Origin of the sequence: Petralouisia muris (genome assembly GCF_004793545.1) — a bacterium.
Lineage (GTDB): Bacteria > Bacillota > Clostridia > Lachnospirales > Lachnospiraceae > Petralouisia > Petralouisia muris.
On the sequence record NZ_SRYA01000041.1, the window covers coordinates 25,187 to 43,263 of the forward strand.

Consider the following 18,077-nt stretch of genomic DNA (forward strand, 5'->3'; position numbering starts at 1 on the left):
GCGCTGCCTGCAGCCAGGCACAGGATATCCGGAATAGGCAGTTTATGGCAGCTTGGAATGGGAATCAGGATATATTCTGTGCTTTTTCCGATATTCAGAAGGAGAAATATTAAAATATTTTTTGAAACATTTCGTAAAAGAAAGCTGATCGTCAAAACCAAGAGAGCTGGCAATTACAGAGATATTTAATTCTGTTGTTGTCAGAAGACGGCCGGCTTTTTTTAGTTTTAAATTCATCAAATATTGCTTTGGCGATACGTCATATTTTTCATGAAAAATTCTGGTAAGGTAATTGGGGTGTACGCCATAAGCTTTTGCCACGTCCTGAAGCTTGATTTTTTCAGCGTAATTGTTGTCCAGGTAAAATTTGATTTCATCAGCAATAGAAATTTTACCCCAGCTGCTTTCCTGAAAGTGTACATCCTGAAAAATCATGGACATGATCTGGTAAAGAATTCCGTTTGCCCGAAAGTATTGGCTGGTGTCTGTCCCCTGAATCGAGAGGATATCAAAAATATGTTCTTTATACTTCAAGGCGTCCAGATTATGTATGATGTAGATATCATCCGATGAGGTCATCAGCTGATACAAATACATCTGGGAATTGATTCCCAGAAAATTAATCCAGGCATAGTGCCAGGGATTTTCTCTGGAAGCTTCATAATAACAAACTTTTCCGGCAGGAATGAGGAAGGCGTCTCCGGCGTTTAAATGAAAAATATGCTCATTGATGTGTACTTCCCCCTTTCCGCAGAGCACAAAATGAATCATATGGTAAGAACGGATCTTGGGACCATAGCTGTAGCCGGGAGTGCATTCTTCATAACCAGCACTGTAGAGTGACAAATCTGAGTTTGACTTATACATGAGTGAATGGTGAGTCTCTTTATATTCTTTCATAAATCCATTGTATCATAAAAAGTTAGTTTTTTCCATATTTTTTTCTCCTAATACCATAGAAATCAAAGCTGAAAAATTGTTTAATATAGTCATAAAGAACTGATGGGAAAGGAGAAAGGAGGAAAAATGAATCAGAGAATCAGGCAGCAATATCATTTGGAGCCCGACAAAGGGCTGTTGAACGATCCCAATGGATTGTCTTGGTTTCGGGGAAAATTCCATGTATTTTTTCAGTGGAACCCTCTGAAAAAGGATCATTCCTATAAGGAGTGGGGGCTGTTTACTTCCAGTGATCTGATAAACTGGAGATTTGAAGGGGGCGCAATTATTCCAGAACAGGATTTTGAAAAAAATGGCGTATACTCCGGGAGCGGATATGTGATTGGAGACAGCTTATATTTGTTTTATACAGGAAATTGCAAAACAGGCGGACAAAGGAAAAGCAGTCAGTGCCTTGCGGTAACCAGGGATGGAAAAAGTTATCAGAAGGCAGGTGTCATTATAGAAACGCCGGAGGAATATACAGAACATTTTCGGGATCCCAAAGTGTTCCAGGGAAAAGATAAAAACTATTACATGGTAATTGGCGGACAGCAAAAAAACGGAAGAGGCGCAATTGCCCTCTGCAGCTCGCAGGATGGAAGAAAATGGGAGTACCGGCATATGCTGGCAGTTTCAGAAAATTATGAAATGATTGAATGTCCGGATTTATTTGAATTGGATGGAAGAACCGTTCTGCTTTATAATCCCCAGAAGCGCAATAATGAAACAGACGAAGATATATGCAGTTTTTCCGCATATAAACTGGAAGAGTTTGAGGAAGGAACGGGGAGATTTCAGGATGTCAGCCTGGATGTTGGATACAGGAATATGGATGCAGGGTTTGATTTTTATGCGCCTCAGACTTTTGTAAGTCCTGACGGGAGAAGAATTCTATTTGGATGGATGTCAAGAATGGATGGAGAGCAGGAAAGAGTATTTTCTGAGACGGAACCGAATATTCACTGTTTGACCATGCCCAGGGAATTGTTTCTGGAAGGTGAATTACTGTGCCAGAGACCGGTGAGGGAAATGTATGGCCTGTTGGGCCGGGAACTTAACGTAACGTACGAAAATGAATCCTGGAGAGCCAGTCTGCCGGAGCGTACTTTTTTTATGAAGCTTCAGGTGGCAGGGGAAAATCAGAATCTGCAGATAGAATTTCATCAGGGAGAGGCAGGGCTGGAATATCTGCAGAATGAGAAGAAATTAATTTTCTTTCGAAAAAACTGGGTGGATCATTCACTGGAAAGCAGAACAGAATCTGTGGAAGGTCTGCGTGAGATAGAAATCTGGTCCGATCATTCCAGCATGGAAATTTTTGTGAATGGCGGAAAAACAGTGTTTTCTGCCCGCATGTTTCCCCAGAGCGGGCAGCCGGAGATTACAGTAAAAGGAAACTTATCTGAAGAAAAGATGCAGATATGCAATATTATGAAACCGGAAAAAAAGGAGGAGCCGTGATGAGCGAAAAAGAACTTGCAAAAAAAATTGTGGAGCTTGTGGGCCAAACAGAGAATATTGTATCTGTCAGACACTGTGCCACAAGATTAAGAATTGTAGTGTCTGATAAAGAAAAAATTGAAGAAAAAGCGATAGAGGATTTGGATAAAGTAAAGGGGTCTTTCTTTAATTCCGGACAATACCAGATTATTCTGGGAACTGGACTGGTGAACCGGGTTTATGATGAAGTGATCAAAATAACCGGAGAACCAGAGGCGGCAGGAACCGGAGAAAAGAAAGAGACTATGGTATATGGAAACCGTTTTCAAAGGGCAGTCCGTATGTTTTCGGATGTGTTTGTACCGGTTATTCCGGTTCTTGTTGCCACTGGGTTATTTATGGGATTGCGGGGCTTGCTGACGCAGGAAGCAGTGTTAAGTATATTTGGACTGACGCCGGAAAATATTCCCCAGTCACTTTTGCTGTATACACAGATTCTTACAGATACCGCTTTTGCATTTTTGCCTGCCTTGGTATGTTGGTCTACGTTCCGCAATTTCGGCGGAAGTCCGGTGATTGGAATTGTGCTGGGTCTTATGCTGGTAAGTCCAAGTCTGCCAAGCGCCTATGCAGTTGGTGCAGGAGAAGCGGAACCCCTTGTATTTTTCGGAATTATCAAAGTGGCAGGATATCAGGGATCCGTACTTCCGGCGTTTGCAACAGGGATTCTGGCAGCCAATTTTGAAAAGTGGCTCCGCAAACATATTCCGGATTCCGTTGACTTGATTGTAACGCCGTTTCTGACCATGCTGTTTGGAATTACGATTGCGCTTTTTGGCATCGGGCCTGTGCTGCACTATGTAGAAAATGGCGTTTTGTGGCTGGTAGAACATTTGCTGTTTCTGCCAATGGGAATCGGAGGATTCCTGTATGGATGTTTTGGGCAGCTTCTTGGAATCTTTGGCATTCATCATATTTTAAACTTTTTGGAGATCAGTATGCTGGCGTCTGACGGATGGAATTATCTGAACCCGATCGGAACCTGCGGCAATGTGGCGCAGGCAGGAGCGGTGCTGGCAGTGGCCATTAAGGCGTCTTCCAATAAGATGAAACAGGTGTCCTATCCGGCGTGTTTTTCTGCACTGCTTGGAATTACAGAGCCTGCCGTGTTTGGCGTAAACTTAAAATTTGTAAAGCCATTCCTGATGTCCATGATTGGCGGCGGAGTCGGCGGCTTTTTGGCCTCCATCTTGAACCTGCGTGCAACGGGTATGTCCATTACGGGCATTCCGGGAACCTTACTGTACTTAAATGAGCAGCTTCCCCTTTATCTGATCGTCAATGTGATTTCCTTTGCAGTAGCCTTTGGGCTTACCTGGTTCTTAGGATTCAGCAAAGATATGGAGAATTCATAATGAGCATTCAATTTTCAGATGACGGGCTGATTGTACATATCAGCAACAAATTCATCAGCTATGTAATGGAAGCGGTGGATGGAAAATATCTGGTTTTGCGGTATTTTGGAAAAGCAGTCCGCAGGTACCACGGCGCCGGTGAGCCATTCTATTATAAAAGGGGGTATACCACAGAGCATCCATGCAGTATACCGAATGTATCATTTGATGATTTTCCTTTTGAATACCCGGCGCGGGGGTATGGCGATTACCGGATTCCAGCTTTTGCAGTAACGCAGGATTCTGGAATTGAGTTTGTAAAACTGATGTTTCAAGGCTTTCGGGTCCTGGAAGAAAAACCGGAACTTACAGGGCTTCCGGCAGCCTTTGCCAAAAAGGGCGAAACAGAAACGCTGGAAGTCACCTGCGAAGACGGGATTGCCGGAATCCGGGTGCGCCTGTATTATACAATTTTTGAAGACAGAGGCGTCATAGCCCGCAGCCAGAAGGTGGAAAACATTGGAAATCAGGCGTTAAAGCTCCAGAATGTCCAGAGCTTTTCTCTGGAGCTTCCGGCAAAGGAATATGATGTACTTTCTTTATATGGAACCCATGCCGGGGAAGGAAATGTCAGCCGTTCTTTGCTGTCTCATGGAGTTTGGCGGATTGAGAGCGTTCGAGGAAGCTCCAGTCCCCAGCAGCAGCCCTTTTTCGCATTGATGGATCCCCATTCTACGGAATACAGCGGAGAGGTATATGGGTTTCAGTTAATTTACAGCGGCAATTTTCTGGCACAGGCGGAAAAGGATCAGTTTGGCAATGTACGTGCGCAGATTGGGATTCATCCAGATACTTTTTGCTGGGAATTAAATCCGGGAGAAGCTTTCCAGGCGCCGGAAGCAATTTTGAATTACATTTCAGAGGGACTGAATGGAATGAGCCAGAATTTTCATTGGCTGTATCAGTATCATCTGATGCCTTCCGGCTTTACACACAGAGAGCGCCCTGTACTGTTAAATTCCTGGGAGGCCATGTACTATGATGTGAGCCTTGGGAAGCTGGAGGAACAGGCAGAACAGGCAAAGGAACTGGGCGCAGAACTGTTTGTGCTGGACGATGGATGGTTCCGGGCAGATAACAGCAGCCGGACCTCTATGGGAGACTGGGAATGCAATCAGCAAAAGCTGCCGGGAGGAATCGCAGCGGCAGCAGAGCTTATTCACAGCAAGGGAATGCAGTTTGGCTTGTGGTTTGAGCCGGAAGCAGTCTGCAGGGACAGTAATCTGTACCGGGAACATCCAGATTGGGCGCTTCAGATCCCTGGCTATGAAATCACAGAGGGACGGCATGAATACATTCTGGACTTGTCTCAGAAAAAGGTAAGGGAATATGTGATTTCTGTGCTGGATGCTTATCTGGAAGGCGGACAGATTGATTATGTAAAATGGGACATGAACCGCCCATTTACAGAGGTAAATTCCCTGGCTCTCCCCAAAGAGAGAAAGGGAGAAATCAGCCACAGGTATATTCTGGGATTGTATGAAATCCTGGATACCATTACGAAACGTTATCCTAAAATGCTGCTGGAGGGCTGTTCCAGCGGCGGCGCCAGATTTGATCCAGGAATGTTATATTATGCAGCTCAAAACTGGAGCAGTGACAATACAGATGCTTTTGACAGAACCAGGATACAGGCAGGCTTCTCGCTGATGTATCCGCCAATCGCTATGGGCGCCCATGTGAGTATTACGCCAAATCACCAGACGGGAAGAACGGTATCTCTCAATACCAGATATCAGGTGGCAAGATTATTTAATATGGGGTATGAGTTGGATCTGAGCAAGTGCTCCAGTGAGGAAAAATCTGAGATTGCAAGGCAGATTGAGGAATATAAGAAGGAGAGAGGATGGCTGCAGCGTGCATCTTTTTACAGAAATGAGGCGCCCAATGAGAATTATGCCATATGGTCATCGGTCAGAGAGGATCAAGAGGAATGTCTTGCAATGATTTTTCAGAAATTGTACCGGCCTCTTTGCAGCCGCGGGAGATTTCGGCTGGCCGGCCTGAATCCGGAATATGATTATGTTGAAAGCGGCAGCAAAAAGAGTTATGGCGGGGATGAACTGATGGAGACAGGAATCAGCATACCTTTGGCAAAAGAAGATTTTTATGTATTTATGTTTCATTTTATCCGAGAAAAATAAGGAGGATGCCTTGCAGCAGAAATTATTATGGCAGGTAGTGAGAGAAAGGCAGTAAAGCTGCTTGTAAGCGATCTGGATGGAACGCTGCTGAATGAAAAGAGTAAAATATCAAGGGAAACGGCAGAGACAGTAAGAAAGGCTCAGAACGCAGGCATAAGGTTTGCAGCGGCCACAGGCAGATCCTGGAGTACGGCTTGTGAAATATTCCAAAACGCAGGTATTTTTGTTCCTTGCATTCTGCTCAACGGTGCAGAATTTAGAAATCAGGCAGGAGATGTGATTTTTCAGGAAGCCATAACAGCCGCAGCAGCCCGGGAAGTAATAGAAATGATACGAAAAAGGAGTCTTGATCTTGAAGTTATCACGGATAAAGGAGAATTTTCCACAAATACACAGAAATGTCAAAAGGCATTAGAGTTTTCGGAGTTTGAGAGAAGAAAAGATGCGGATATAAAAGTTTTTAAAATATTTGCATTTTCAAAGACTCCTGAAGAGGTGAAAAACTGCAAAAAAGAACTGATGTTATGGACAAAATTATCCGTGACGTCTTCTGCGGAATGGAATATTGAAATCACATCCGAAAAAGCGCAGAAAGGCAGAATGCTGGAAAAAGTGATGGAATTCTATCAGATTTCTAAGGAAGAAGTGGTAGTGTTTGGAGACGGCTGCAACGATGAAAGCATGTTTCGGATGTTTCCCCATTCATGCGCAATGAAAAATGCAGAGCCTTTGATCTGTGAGCTTGCAGAAAAGGTCATAGACAGTAATAGGAATCATGGAGTGGCAAAAGAGATTAATAAAATTATTCAAGGAGGCGTATAGCTATGTTGTTTTTTAAAAAGAAAGAAAAAGAAGAGCCAGTGAAGGAGCTGAAGGCATTTGTTTCAGGAAAGGTAATTCCGGTAACTGAGGTTTCCGATCAGGTGTTTTCCTCAAAGGCATTGGGAGATGGAGTGGCGATAGAACCAATAGAAGAGACGATAACAGCCCCATGTGCAGGAACGGTTTCCATGATTGCGGAGGATTCCAACCATGCCATTGGCATGACTTTGAATAATGGCGCGGAAATCCTTATGCACATCGGCCTGGATACAGTAAATTTAAATGGCGAAGGATTTCATGTATTTGTAAAAGTTGGAGATAAGGTCAATCAGGGGGATAAGCTGATGGAATTTGATAAAGCGCTGATAGAATCCAGAGGATTGGAGACGGCCTGTATTCTGGTTGTCACAAACGCAGATGATTATCCGGATGCGGAATATATAAGCGGAATGAACGCAGTGCAAAATGAGACGGACATCTGCAGATTTTCCAGCTGATCGATCATTGGAAAAGGGGCTGTCGGAAAATGAAATTCAGGCACCGTATATGATTTGGGTTTTAAGGGTCTCATGCCATATATTGTGTACAAATTTCATTTTTCGACAGTCAATAATACCGTGAAGAGGTCTGAATGTTACGCTGCAGGAGAAAGGCCGGGTTTCTGGCATACAATGATTTTATGGGATATTTATGGAGAAATTCTCCCAGATTCCCACCGGAATATCTTCTCCGAAGGAATATTGTTCCACCAGTTCCTGCTCTATCTGATATACGGATATCATTTTTTTGGTCGGATCCACGATCCAGTATTCCCGGACGCCTGCGGTGCAGTATTTTAAAAGCTTTACCATATAGTCTTTGGATTTGCTGCTGGGAGAAACGATTTCAATTACCCAGTCCGGGGCTCCGTGGCAGCCTTTTTCATCCAGCTTGGAAGTGTCGCAAATAACAGAAAGATCCGGTTCCACATAATTGATACTGTCTTTGTTGAGAAATACGGCAAACGGAGAGGCGTAAACTTCACAGGTTCCATGGGCTTTTTTTATATGGTTGTAAATAGTGCTGTAGAGATAGCCGGAAATTTGCTGATGTGTCCTGCCAGGAGGAGCCATATAGTAAATCTGTCCGTCAATCAGTTCAGCCCGCTTTCCCTCGGGCAGCGCATAAATATCGTCAATTGTGTAGATAAATTCATTATTTAATGCATCCATAGAATCACCTTCTTTTTCTTTTATTATACACGTTTTTTATTTTGATTGCTATATTCAAATTTCCTTTTATCAATGAATAAATTCTGGATAGGATGGCATACTACTTCCAAAGATGGAAAAAGGATGTGAGAATATGAATCGTAGTCATAGTACCATTTATCGGATTTGCCTTCTGGCAGTTGTGATTCTCACCATTGCAGGAGGTATTTTCTATTATGTGAATTACGTGGAAAATCAGACCACGGTAACGGAAGGAACCCTTGTGAAACGTAAGGGTAAGGAGTGCAAAGCCGTTATGGAAGGGTTTGAGGACGAAACAGCCAAAGAGCCGGCAGGATGGACAATCCAAAATAGCGCTGAAGAACAAACAGGCATGGGAGAGACGGCGGTAGAAAGTTTTCGGCCTTTTGAAAATCCTGTAAAATGTGCATAGGACGGAGGGACATATGGCAAGTTCAGACACAGTATATCTGAAAATTGAGCAGAACGTGCTGGTGCGGGAGCCTTCTGTGGCTTTGAAGGATATTGCAAAAATCACTTCCACCAACCAGCCTCTGATTAATAAGTTAAAAACCATGAAGGTGTACGCCTTTCACACTCCGGCAAACCAGAGCAGGAAGAAAAAGCAGGCGGAAGTTTTTTCCGTAATGAAAATTATTGAATTAATTGGACAGGAATTTCCCAATGTGGATATCCAGAATATCGGGGAAAAGGATTTTGTTCTGGAATATGAACCGAAGCAGGAGCCGAAGTGGCTGCTCTATCTGAAAACCGCAGTTTTATGTGTGCTGATATTTTTCGGCTCTGCATTTACGATTATGACCTTTAATAATGATGTGGGAGTGGGAGAAGTTTTTGCAGATTTCTATCAGCAGGTGATGGGTACCGAATCCAATGGATTTACCCTGTTGGAGATCTGCTACTCCATTGGATTGTTTTTGGGAATTATGATATTTTTCAATCATGTAGGGCATAAAAAAATTACCCATGATCCCACTCCGATCCAGGTGGAAATGCGTACCTATGAAAAAGATGTAGATTCTACATTTATTGAAAACTGTGGAAGAAAAGGAACCAGTAATGATGTGGATTAAACAGGTATTTTTGGGCTTTATCGGGCTGGCAAGCGGCTCTGCAATTTCTGCGGGGGTATTCAGCTTTATTATTTCGATTGGGGTGGTTCCCCGGATTATTGGAAAAAGCCGGACTGCAGCAGATATTATTGCTTATGAGAATGCGGTAATCTTAGGCGGGGCAGTGGGCAATATTTTTTCCCTGTTTCATGTTCAGGCGCCTCTGGGAATCTTGGGCGTATTGGTATTCGGTCTGTCTGCCGGAGTTTTTACCGGCTGCCTGGCTGTGGCCCTGGCGGAAATTCTGAATACATTTCCCATTATGTTCCGGCGGTTTGGCGTTAAGGAAGGCTTAAGCCTTATACTGTTTTTTATGGCATTGGGCAAGGCGTTGGGCGCATTATATTTTTATGCAAACCATATGCAGAAAATGTAGGATAGACGGTAAATCAGAAGAAAGCGAGGTAAGGTTATGGCAGAGGAAACCATGGAACAGAAAGAAAAGAAAAATCAGGAATATAATGAGTATGTGAAGCAGGTAACCCCCACACATTCCCTTCCGACAAATATGATAAAAGCATTTATTACAGGCGGTATTATCTGTATTCTGGGGCAGCTGATCCTGAATCTTGCGGTTGATACATTCGGGCTGGATCAGGATACGGCAGGAAGCTGGTGCAGCATGATTCTGGTGCTTTTGAGCGTGCTTTTAACAGGCTTTAATATTTATCCCTCCATTGCCAACTGGGGCGGCGCAGGGGCGCTGGTGCCCATTACAGGGTTTGCAAATTCGGTGGCGGCTCCGGCCATCGAGTTTCAGAAGGAGGGGCAGGTTTTTGGAATAGGGTGTAAGATTTTTACCATTGCCGGGCCAGTGATTTTGTATGGGATCTTTACCAGCTGGGCGTTGGGGCTGATTTATTGGGGCGGGAAGATGATGGGGATTTTTTAACAATACGGTTAATTATGTAACACTATTATAAAATTATATCACTGGAAATAAAATTTGGAGGTATAAAAATTTATTTTTTGTCTATACTACTTCTAAACGCAGAAAGAAAAGGTAATAAAGAATGGAAAATAAATATGATATGCCAATTGGCCTCAGCTTTCAGTTAGGGCTCAATGAAAAGGCGCTTTCCATCTATGCAAAGATGGATGAGGAAGAGAAAAAACAGGTGGTGGAGGCTGCCAGGAACGTGACTTCCAAGGCAGAAATGCAGCAGCTTGTATCTGAACTGGAGCATAATTTTGTGTAACGAGAAAGAAGTCCGTTGGGAGACGCCAGTATGGGCAGGGAGAATGAAAGAGAAAAACCGGCACAGCCGTTTTGGGGCTGTGCTGGTTTTTGGCATACCCGATGGACGCATATTAACGGGAAATAGCGTTGATGGAAGTGAAGTGTCAAAAGCTGCTCCAGATCTTTGGATGTTCCTGCCCGCAGTGCGTACAGGAGTTCCGCATGTGCGGGAACAATGTTGGGAGCGGTTCCGCCAGAATTTAAGTAGGCATAATGCATTCGGGTATCTGTTGGCACATGTTCCCTTAAATAATTTACCCCTACATTCATCAGTTCACAGGCATCCAGAGCGCTTCTGCCGTTCTGGGGATCAGCGGATGCATGGGAACTTTTTCCTGTGAAGCAATAGATGACTTTGATATTTGTAAGGGACTTATTCCAGACGCCGCTTTGAGAAAACGGATGCCAGGTAAAAGCAAAATCAACTCCTTTAAAACAGCCTGCACGTAGCATAAATGCCTTTCCTGCACCGCTTTCTTCCGCAGGACAGCCATAATACATAATCGTGCCGCATAACGGTGTCAGCACTGACCAAAATAAAACAATAAACTGACGAAACTTAAGATAAATTCTTTTTTAAGGATTTTCGGTATTCGATCGGGGACATATTGTAATACGCTTGAAACTTCTTATAGAAAAAGCCTTGATTCTTATAGCCTACCTTTTGGGTTATCTCTGAGATTGGCGCACTGGTATTTCTTTTTTGATATAGGCGCTTAAAGAATTCGGGTGGAATCCAAAAAGTTCAGCGGCTGAATGCAGGGTAACTGTTCGGTAATTGGATTCCAGGTGTCGGAGGATCAGAAGAAGCAGCTTTGACGCTTAAAAAATTTATAAAAAACCTCCATTTTATGGGAAGATGCGAGATAATAGAATTAGATAACAACTTATTTTTTCGCGCCACCAAAAAGAGAGGAGGTTTTTCCATGAAGCAAGAATAAAAATCAGAAGAAAAGAAGCCAGGGAGCACCTGGCACAGTTTAATCTTGCCTGTGAATTAACTAAGCTAATCCGGCATTTTTCCCAGTTCTTCTTCCATTATTGAAACAACTCCCTGACCCCAGAAATCAGAGTTACATTACATACCCTGGCGTGATCCTTCTTATGACCCGTATTCTTTCGTCTTTATTTTGCATCAGCAGTATGCGGAAAACAAGTGAAGAATTTAATTCGGAAGTCATAATTAGAAATATCTGGACGCTGTGCGGGGAGGAACCAGTGGTCGATGAACTGCCTTATTGGGAGAACATCAACCGGTATCTGGAAAGGCTGGAACCGAAGAGTTGGAGAAAAAGATGCAGATACGATTTATATAGGAAAGCATAGAGAAAGGTGGTGGTGAAATAATAAGTGAAAACAAAAATAGAAAAAAAGGAGTGCAGGGATTTTTTTGTTCAAAAACGATGAAGGTACGAATATGGTATGCAAAAATAGAATTTCATGTACTCTGAGAGAATAAGTGTAAATTTAAGCGTCAGAGCTGCTATTCTATAATATGGCTTGAGAAAACCACTCTGATACAGTATAATAGGGTGTCAGGGAGGTATCTTAATGAAGAAAATATTTATCGTTGAAGATGATTTTACCATACAGGCACAGCTCAAGACCCTTTTATCTGGAAATGGATATGAGGTTTTTGCTGTTACAGACTTTTCCCAGACAATCCGGCAGATAAAAGCGTTTGTTCCACATTTAGTTATTTTGGATATAAAGCTGCCAGGAAACAATGGCTTTGAAATATGTTCGGAGATTCGCACTTTTTCAGATATTCCTATTGTTTTTGTGACAAGCAGCAACACAGATATGGACGAACTGAACAGCATTATGCTGGGTGGCGACGCTTTTATTACAAAGCCCTACAACACTGCAATCCTGCTTGCCAAAATTGCTGCACTTTTAAAACGGGCATACCCTTCTCCGCAAGCAGAATTTTTTACATGGAACGGGGCAGCTCTGCATCCTGCAAGCAGTGTAATAGAATACAACGGGCAAAAGGCAGAATTGACAAAAAATGAATTGAAAATCCTATACTATCTTTTTAAGAACGCTGGAAAAATCTGCTCCCGAAATGACATTGTGGACTTTCTTTGGGATAATCAACTATATGTTGATGATAATGCCCTGAGTGTCAATGTTGCCCGTATTCGTGATAAACTCAATAAAATCGGACTTACTGATTTTGTTAAGACAAAACACAGACAAGGATATACATTATGAGTGGAAAACTATATCTAAAAAATCAAATACCAGCTATTTTTGTAAATATTATGGGTATGCTGGCGCTTGTCTTGTTTTTATTTGCAAATGGAAACCAGTTTCAAACTGTTCTGTTTATCTTTATAGTCTGGTTTATTATTTTAACCACTTATCTATCGGTTGTTTATTATGTGCGAAAGAGGTATTTGAATCAATTACTGGATATGACAGAACAGTTAGAAGAACGGTATCTAATACCGGAAATTATGACGATACCGAAGAAAGCAGACGAGCAGGTTTTTTATCAGATTATGAAGATGGCAGAAAAATCCATGCTTGAAAAAATAGGCGCAATACAGAATGAGCGAAAAGAATATAAAGAATACATTGAGCAGTGGATACATGAAGTCAAAACACCGATTACAGCAATAAAGCTGCTTTGTGAGAATAACCGTTCTCCCTTTGCCAGAGAGATACTGGCAGAGTTAGAGCATATCAATCAATATACGGAACAGACGCTTTATTATGCCAGAAGTGAACATACAGAGAAAGACTATTCTGTCCGTGAGACAAACTTATGTGATGTTGTGCATAGTGCAGTCGCAGACAATAAATATCTCCTGCGCCAAAGTAACATGACGATTACGATAGATGATATAGAAAACAGGGTTTATACTGATGATAAATGGGTTCGGTTCATCTTAAATCAGATTATCGGCAATGCGATAAAATATCGTATCGAACAGCCTGTTTTACACTTTTCTGCGATAAAGACAAATGACAGGGTTGTTTTGTCTGTCATCGATAATGGGATAGGTATTCCTAAAAGTGATTTACCTCGTATTTTTGAAAAAGGGTTTACTGGCAGGAACGGGCGGATTGGAAAAAATTCTACGGGAATGGGTTTGTATCTCTGCAAGCGTCTTTGTGATAAATTGGGAATAGGGCTTACTGCTCATTCTGAAAACAAAGGCACAACGATTGCGCTTTCTTTTCAGATGAATGATTTTGTTATCAGAGTGCAGGGGTGATATGCCCTGCACTTCTTACATTTTTGTAAGAACTTCGTAAGAAAACTTGATACAAAAAATGAAAAGCACCCTTTACAATAGAGGCATAAAACAGTAAGGAGGCTTATCAAATGAACACAATTTTGAAGCTGGAGCATATCCAGAAATACTATGGCAATGGCGGAAATATTACCAAAGCCATTAGGGATATTAGCTTTTCCGTTGAAGCCGGGGAATTTCTCGGCATTATGGGGGCATCCGGTTCTGGAAAAACAACGCTGCTTAACTGTATTTCCACCATTGATACAGTAAGTGCGGGGCACATTTTTTTAGAGGGAACGGATGTGACAGAAATCAAGCCAAAATCCCTTGCCCGTTTTCGCAGAGAAAATTTGGGGTTTGTATTTCAAGATTTCAATTTATTAGATACATTGACAATTTCAGAAAACATTGCGCTGGCACTGGCAATCAATCACACACCTGCCGGGAGTGTAGAACCCCGTATTCTGGAAATAGCCGAGAAGCTGAATATCAGTGACATTCTAAACAAATATCCCTATCAGGTATCAGGTGGGCAAAAGCAGCGCTGCGCCTGTGCAAGAGCGATTGTCAACAATCCCAGACTCTTATTAGCAGATGAACCCACAGGGGCGTTAGACAGCCATTCATCACAAATGCTGTTGTCTACCATCCAAAGTATCAATGAGCAGCTTAGAGCAACCATTCTTATGGTAACGCATGACGCTTTTACCGCCAGCTATGCAAGCCGTATCCTCTTTTTGAAAGACGGGGAAATCTTTATGGAACTGCGTAAGGGTAATGACAGCAGAAACGCCTTTTTTGATAAAATACTGAATGTCCTTACTATCATTGGAGGAGGACAGAGCCATGTATGCTAAACTAATTTTCAGAAACGCAAAGCGGTCTGCAAAAGATTATTTGGTTTACATTGTCACAATGACAATCTGCGTTACCTTGTTTTATGCGTTTCTCTCCATTTCCAGCAGCTATTATAACCCGGATATAGGAAGTGAGTATGATTTTACTCTGTTAAGCGATGGAATGAAAGCGGTAATCTGCATGATAACATTGCTGTTGTTATTCTTGATACGATTTGTCAACCATTATATGCTCCGGCAGAAACAAAAAGAGTTTGCCATTCAATCTATTATGGGAATGGAACAAAAGACTATTGGAAGAATTTTCTTCGCAGAAACACTGATTATGGGAATGATTTCAATTTTGATTGGTATTTTTTTCGGCGTATTTTGTTCCCAGTTTATAACGGCAATGCTCCTTACTGCTTATGAAAAGTCTTATGAAATATCATGGACTTTATTCCCGGATACGGTTTTATGGACATTGTCATTTTTCGTTTTTAGTTTTTTAGTGGTAGGTATTTTCAATACCCGTACCATCCAGAAAACGAAAATTATTACTATGCTTTCCGCAGAGAAAGAGAACGAGCCAGAACCGGGAAATAGCCGTTGGATTTCTGTTGCAGTAATACTCTTTGAACTGATTACAGTATGGGCATTTATTACAGGAATACAAAAGGTTTGGTTTTATTATGACGCTCGCTTTGCGTTTCCGGTACGGCTCATGTATTGGGGAAACATTCTTTTTCCGTTGCTCACTTTGCTTTGGTCTGTATTTTGCCTAATCAAAAAAGAAAAAAAGAATATGCTTATTACTGGCTTGCTGATATGTTCTGCACTAAATGCTTTTGCAACAGCCAGTGTTGTGGCATTAGCAAATAAATATTATCTGCCTTTAGGTGCCGGAATGCTCAATCAATATCTTCTGTTTCTCTTGATTGATTTGCTTTTCTTCATTGGTGCATTGATTTATCTTGCCAGCAGCTTTATTGTCATATGGAAAGAAAAATCACCGGAACACCGATACCATGGGGAAGCACTGTTCTTTTACGGGCAGATTACTTCAAAATTAAATACGACCAGTAAAACAATGACATTGATTTGCATAACTCTTGTGCTTGCTATTTTCCTGTTTATTGCTGCGCCCATTTTAACGGGCTGGGCTTCCGGCTATTTGGGCGTACGCTCTATGTATGATGTGCAGGTATATTCAAGTTACAATCATGTGTATGAAGAAAAAAATCTGCCGCAGGACAATTATGAAATCATCACTGATTTTTTTGCAGCGCATGAAATAGATACGGCATATGATTGCACTTTTAGTTTGTACCTTCCGAAAAAAGCTGATTTTCACAATCGGATAAAGTATGATTTTCCTGTCGTGGCGATTTCTTTAAGTGACTATAATGCAATACGGAAAATGTTGGGATATGAGCAGATTTCTTTAGGAAAAAATGAATTTATAACACAATGGAAAACAATAGCAACGGAAGAAGAAAGAAATAGTTTTATTGCAGAACATACCAGCGTTGTAACAGATGGGGGAACGTTGAATATTTCCCAGCAGTCTTATTCCGAGGAAGCAATGGGAGAAACACTTTATAATGTCTATACAGATGTCCTTTATGTATTCCCGGATAAAATATGTGAGGAATTGCTGCCGGTTATAAGAAACCGTTATATTACAACAACAAAAAACATCACTTATGAAAACGCAAGGGAGCTGGAAAGGCTTTTTGCAGCAGAATACCCAGAGCAGGCAGAAAGCGGTGCCTTGTATGGTGTGCGTTTCAGCACGCTTCAAACAAATAGCGCAATCGCAAATAACTTTATTCTGCAAACAGGCATGATTTATGGTGCGGTTGTACTGATGGTAATTTGCCTTACAGTGCTTTCTTTACAGCAGCTTTTAGACGCAGGGCAATATAAATACCGCTTTTCTGTACTCCGAAAATTAGGTGTAGATGAGCAGCATATCAATAAACTTATCTTGAAACAGTTGCGTGTATGGTTTGGGCTTCCAATTATCGTAGCAATCATGGTAGCCGCTGTTGTGATTGGTTATTTTATCCAGACCATATCAGCCGAAGTATCTGCATATATAGGTTTTACCACATTGATGTTACAGATTGGGGCAACAGTGGGAATTTTGGCAATCTTATTGCTTTGCTATTTTATCAGCACGTGGGTTATCTTTAGATGTTCTGTTAATTCGTAGTGCAGCTTGCAGCAAAGACAGCCCAGAGAGTCAACGGTCAGGATGAACGGGCTACGCCCGCCGTTGACAGCCCCGTCTGTCTTTGCTGCCCGGTAATCAGGAGGGCGACAGCAAGCAGTGCTGCCGCCCTCTTACATTCCGTCACTATATGCGGTCAGACAATTATGCTAACCAGCGGGGAGCTTGCCGAAGCCCTGTACGTCTTGCCGGAGAAAAAAGAGAAATTATCCACCTTTATTTTTTCGAGAAATGCACACAGCAGGAAATCGGGGAACTATATGGACGCTGCCGGAGTACGGCATGGTATCACATACATAGTGCTTTGCTGATGTTAAGGGGAGAAATAGAGGAACTTTTACATGAGGAATCCTAAACTTGTGCCGTATGAAACCATTGTGAAAACACCAGCGGAGAGCCGGAAGCCGTGGACGAAGTTTTACGGCATTATGGCAAGCAAATCCGAATTGCTTCCTTTGAAAACGGACACGTCAATAAGGACACCGAGGACAATATAAAACAGCGGCTGATCACTGCCCTGTTCAAGTTTCGCTTTGATGAACAGCCATAAAGAACTGAATAACCGCTACCCATCACAGCCAATGTCATTAACTTTAGGAAAATTCTCCATTTTATGCAATATTTTATTTTTTCTACCAGTAACTCAAATTTTAATTTTACAAAAAACGGTTGACAAACTATCTAAAATCCAAGGAGGTGCCTATTTTGAAGTATTCTGATTCCGTTAAAGCCATTTTACTTGCAGCTATCGATGAATTAGCTGCAGATCCTGAAAAATATGCACAAAGACCCGGTAAGGATTTTACCCGCTACAGGAAACTGGGATTTCGCCAACTTTTGCTTATGTTCCTTACAATGCAAGGAGAATGCATCCGCGAAGAGCTCTACACTTATTTCGGACGATCTATAGATGCCCCTTCTAAAGCTGCCTATTATAAGCAGCTGCAGAAGCTTAAAACCTGCGCATTGAGACATCTGCTCTTCGCATTCAACAACAGGCTGAAAGACAATCTCTACAATGGCAAATGCCAGTTGATCGCTTGCGATGGTTCTGCTCTTGACATCTTCCGCAATCCAGATGCCCCGGACACATTCTTTAAACCAAATAACAAATCCCCAAAGGTGTCATACAATAATTACGCTCACGTTATTGAAAATGGTCAGCGTTTCCTGAACCGCTGTACAGATGTCAAGACTGGCTCTGCTTGGGCGCAGTCTTGAAAATATCCCTGAAATGGATGTACACGTAGAACGCATCCTTAGCAGATCCAAGGCAAAAAAACGCATGAGCCGCCCGGAAATTGCTGCAAACTACACAATGTCATTAACTTAAGGAAAAGAACAATACCGGATGTCTTTACACCCATTCAT

At 42.1% G+C, this 18,077-nt stretch carries 18 protein-coding genes and 4 pseudogenes; 18 read left to right on the plus strand and 4 right to left on the minus strand.

Annotated elements, in window-relative coordinates; genetic code table 11:
- Positions 1 to 42: 42 nt before the first annotated feature.
- Entirely contained in the window at positions 43 to 867 is an 825-nt protein-coding gene (locus E5329_RS18000) for an AraC family transcriptional regulator (RefSeq protein WP_275443431.1), read from the minus strand.
- A gap of 159 nt (positions 868 to 1,026) precedes the next feature.
- On the opposite strand from E5329_RS18000, the gene E5329_RS18005 reads away from it, so the two are divergent.
- The 5 genes from E5329_RS18005 to E5329_RS18025 are packed head-to-tail and all read left to right on the plus strand — an operon-like array spanning position 1,027 to position 7,299.
- A complete protein-coding gene (locus E5329_RS18005) occupies positions 1,027 to 2,403 on the plus strand; it encodes a glycoside hydrolase family 32 protein (RefSeq protein ID WP_135990811.1) in 1,377 nt (458 codons plus the stop codon).
- The gene (locus E5329_RS18010; RefSeq protein WP_135990812.1) at positions 2,403 to 3,797 is read left to right on the plus strand and encodes a sucrose-specific PTS transporter subunit IIBC; all 1,395 of its coding nucleotides are present in this window, start codon (positions 2,403 to 2,405) and stop codon (positions 3,795 to 3,797) included. The genes E5329_RS18005 and E5329_RS18010 overlap by 1 nt, the downstream gene beginning before the upstream one ends.
- Positions 3,797 to 5,980 carry an alpha-galactosidase gene (locus tag E5329_RS18015; protein ID WP_135990813.1) on the plus strand — a complete coding sequence of 728 codons (2,184 nt, stop codon included), beginning with the start codon at positions 3,797 to 3,799 and terminating at the stop codon, positions 5,978 to 5,980. Before E5329_RS18010 ends, E5329_RS18015 begins: the two co-directional genes overlap by 1 nt.
- Positions 5,981 to 6,007: 27 nt before the next feature.
- Entirely contained in the window at positions 6,008 to 6,802 is a 795-nt protein-coding gene (locus E5329_RS18020) for a Cof-type HAD-IIB family hydrolase (RefSeq protein ID WP_135990814.1), read from the plus strand.
- Positions 6,803 to 6,804: 2 nt separating this feature from the next.
- On the plus strand, positions 6,805 to 7,299 hold the full coding sequence (locus E5329_RS18025; RefSeq protein WP_135990815.1) for a PTS sugar transporter subunit IIA: 495 nt from the start codon (positions 6,805 to 6,807) through the stop codon (positions 7,297 to 7,299).
- Between the two features lie 180 nt (positions 7,300 to 7,479).
- Here E5329_RS18025 and E5329_RS18030 read toward each other — a convergent pair whose 3' ends face one another.
- The gene (locus E5329_RS18030; protein WP_135990816.1) at positions 7,480 to 8,013 is read right to left on the minus strand and encodes a Uma2 family endonuclease; all 534 of its coding nucleotides are present in this window, start codon (positions 8,011 to 8,013) and stop codon (positions 7,480 to 7,482) included.
- A gap of 133 nt (positions 8,014 to 8,146) precedes the next feature.
- Between E5329_RS18030 and E5329_RS18035 the strand changes: the two genes are divergently transcribed.
- The 5 genes from E5329_RS18035 to E5329_RS30785 all read left to right on the plus strand — a co-directional run bounded on the left by E5329_RS18035 (position 8,147) and on the right by E5329_RS30785 (position 10,345).
- Entirely contained in the window at positions 8,147 to 8,446 is a 300-nt protein-coding gene (locus E5329_RS18035) for a hypothetical protein (RefSeq protein WP_135990817.1), read from the plus strand.
- 13 nt (positions 8,447 to 8,459) lie between these two features.
- A complete protein-coding gene (locus E5329_RS18040; protein WP_135990818.1) occupies positions 8,460 to 9,107 on the plus strand; it encodes a stage V sporulation protein AA in 648 nt (215 codons plus the stop codon).
- The gene (locus E5329_RS18045; protein ID WP_275443432.1) at positions 9,094 to 9,522 is read left to right on the plus strand and encodes a stage V sporulation protein AB; all 429 of its coding nucleotides are present in this window, start codon (positions 9,094 to 9,096) and stop codon (positions 9,520 to 9,522) included. The genes E5329_RS18040 and E5329_RS18045 overlap by 14 nt, the downstream gene beginning before the upstream one ends.
- Before the next feature lie 36 nt (positions 9,523 to 9,558).
- Entirely contained in the window at positions 9,559 to 10,038 is a 480-nt protein-coding gene (locus E5329_RS18050) for a SpoVA/SpoVAEb family sporulation membrane protein (RefSeq protein ID WP_135990819.1), read from the plus strand.
- 121 nt (positions 10,039 to 10,159) lie between these two features.
- The gene (locus E5329_RS30785; RefSeq protein ID WP_275443435.1) at positions 10,160 to 10,345 is read left to right on the plus strand and encodes a hypothetical protein; all 186 of its coding nucleotides are present in this window, start codon (positions 10,160 to 10,162) and stop codon (positions 10,343 to 10,345) included.
- Between the two features lie 206 nt (positions 10,346 to 10,551).
- On the opposite strand, the pseudogene E5329_RS32585 reads toward E5329_RS30785, so the two are convergent.
- Positions 10,552 to 10,887 (minus strand): annotated as a pseudogene (locus tag E5329_RS32585) (amidohydrolase); the annotation flags it as partial.
- A 58-nt stretch (positions 10,888 to 10,945) separates the two neighbouring features.
- Positions 10,946 to 11,122, minus strand: a complete 177-nt coding sequence (locus E5329_RS32590; protein WP_135990828.1) for a helix-turn-helix domain-containing protein — start codon at positions 11,120 to 11,122, stop codon at positions 10,946 to 10,948.
- 407 nt (positions 11,123 to 11,529) lie between these two features.
- On the opposite strand from E5329_RS32590, the gene E5329_RS18065 reads away from it, so the two are divergent.
- The 8 genes and pseudogenes from E5329_RS18065 (at position 11,530) to E5329_RS18105 (ending at position 17,927) form a co-directional block, all read left to right on the plus strand.
- Positions 11,530 to 11,712 carry a hypothetical protein gene (locus tag E5329_RS18065; RefSeq protein ID WP_275443433.1) on the plus strand — a complete coding sequence of 61 codons (183 nt, stop codon included), beginning with the start codon at positions 11,530 to 11,532 and terminating at the stop codon, positions 11,710 to 11,712.
- Between the two features lie 225 nt (positions 11,713 to 11,937).
- Positions 11,938 to 12,603: a response regulator transcription factor gene (locus E5329_RS18070; RefSeq protein ID WP_135990821.1), complete on the plus strand. Its 666-nt coding sequence runs from the start codon at positions 11,938 to 11,940 to the stop codon at positions 12,601 to 12,603.
- A complete protein-coding gene (locus tag E5329_RS18075; protein WP_135990822.1) occupies positions 12,600 to 13,613 on the plus strand; it encodes a sensor histidine kinase in 1,014 nt (337 codons plus the stop codon). The genes E5329_RS18070 and E5329_RS18075 overlap by 4 nt, the downstream gene beginning before the upstream one ends.
- Positions 13,614 to 13,723: 110 nt before the next feature.
- A complete protein-coding gene (locus tag E5329_RS18080) occupies positions 13,724 to 14,491 on the plus strand; it encodes an ABC transporter ATP-binding protein (RefSeq protein WP_135990823.1) in 768 nt (255 codons plus the stop codon).
- 181 nt (positions 14,492 to 14,672) lie between these two features.
- Positions 14,673 to 15,005 (plus strand): annotated as a pseudogene (locus tag E5329_RS32595) (FtsX-like permease family protein); the annotation flags it as partial.
- Between the two features lie 1,817 nt (positions 15,006 to 16,822).
- Positions 16,823 to 17,061 (plus strand): annotated as a pseudogene (locus E5329_RS32230) (RNA polymerase sigma factor); the annotation flags it as partial.
- Positions 17,048 to 17,256, plus strand: a pseudogene (locus E5329_RS18100) (helix-turn-helix domain-containing protein). The pseudogenes E5329_RS32230 and E5329_RS18100, both read left to right, overlap by 14 nt.
- A 155-nt stretch (positions 17,257 to 17,411) precedes the next feature.
- On the plus strand, positions 17,412 to 17,927 hold the full coding sequence (locus E5329_RS18105; protein WP_275443434.1) for a hypothetical protein: 516 nt from the start codon (positions 17,412 to 17,414) through the stop codon (positions 17,925 to 17,927).
- Positions 17,928 to 18,077: the final 150 nt, after the last annotated feature.

Coding starts and splice junctions, on each gene's coding strand:
- E5329_RS18000 (WP_275443431.1), bottom strand. CDS start 867: ATGTATAAGTCAAACTCAGATTTGTCACTCTACAGTGCTGGTTATGAA.
- E5329_RS18005 (WP_135990811.1), top strand. CDS start 1,027: ATGAATCAGAGAATCAGGCAGCAATATCATTTGGAGCCCGACAAAGGG.
- E5329_RS18010 (WP_135990812.1), top strand. CDS start 2,403: ATGAGCGAAAAAGAACTTGCAAAAAAAATTGTGGAGCTTGTGGGCCAA.
- E5329_RS18015 (WP_135990813.1), top strand. CDS start 3,797: ATGAGCATTCAATTTTCAGATGACGGGCTGATTGTACATATCAGCAAC.
- E5329_RS18020 (WP_135990814.1), top strand. CDS start 6,008: ATGGCAGGTAGTGAGAGAAAGGCAGTAAAGCTGCTTGTAAGCGATCTG.
- E5329_RS18025 (WP_135990815.1), top strand. CDS start 6,805: ATGTTGTTTTTTAAAAAGAAAGAAAAAGAAGAGCCAGTGAAGGAGCTG.
- E5329_RS18030 (WP_135990816.1), bottom strand. CDS start 8,013: ATGGATGCATTAAATAATGAATTTATCTACACAATTGACGATATTTAT.
- E5329_RS18035 (WP_135990817.1), top strand. CDS start 8,147: ATGAATCGTAGTCATAGTACCATTTATCGGATTTGCCTTCTGGCAGTT.
- E5329_RS18040 (WP_135990818.1), top strand. CDS start 8,460: ATGGCAAGTTCAGACACAGTATATCTGAAAATTGAGCAGAACGTGCTG.
- E5329_RS18045 (WP_275443432.1), top strand. CDS start 9,094: ATGATGTGGATTAAACAGGTATTTTTGGGCTTTATCGGGCTGGCAAGC.
- E5329_RS18050 (WP_135990819.1), top strand. CDS start 9,559: ATGGCAGAGGAAACCATGGAACAGAAAGAAAAGAAAAATCAGGAATAT.
- E5329_RS30785 (WP_275443435.1), top strand. CDS start 10,160: ATGGAAAATAAATATGATATGCCAATTGGCCTCAGCTTTCAGTTAGGG.
- E5329_RS18065 (WP_275443433.1), top strand. CDS start 11,530: ATGCGGAAAACAAGTGAAGAATTTAATTCGGAAGTCATAATTAGAAAT.
- E5329_RS18070 (WP_135990821.1), top strand. CDS start 11,938: ATGAAGAAAATATTTATCGTTGAAGATGATTTTACCATACAGGCACAG.
- E5329_RS18075 (WP_135990822.1), top strand. CDS start 12,600: ATGAGTGGAAAACTATATCTAAAAAATCAAATACCAGCTATTTTTGTA.
- E5329_RS18080 (WP_135990823.1), top strand. CDS start 13,724: ATGAACACAATTTTGAAGCTGGAGCATATCCAGAAATACTATGGCAAT.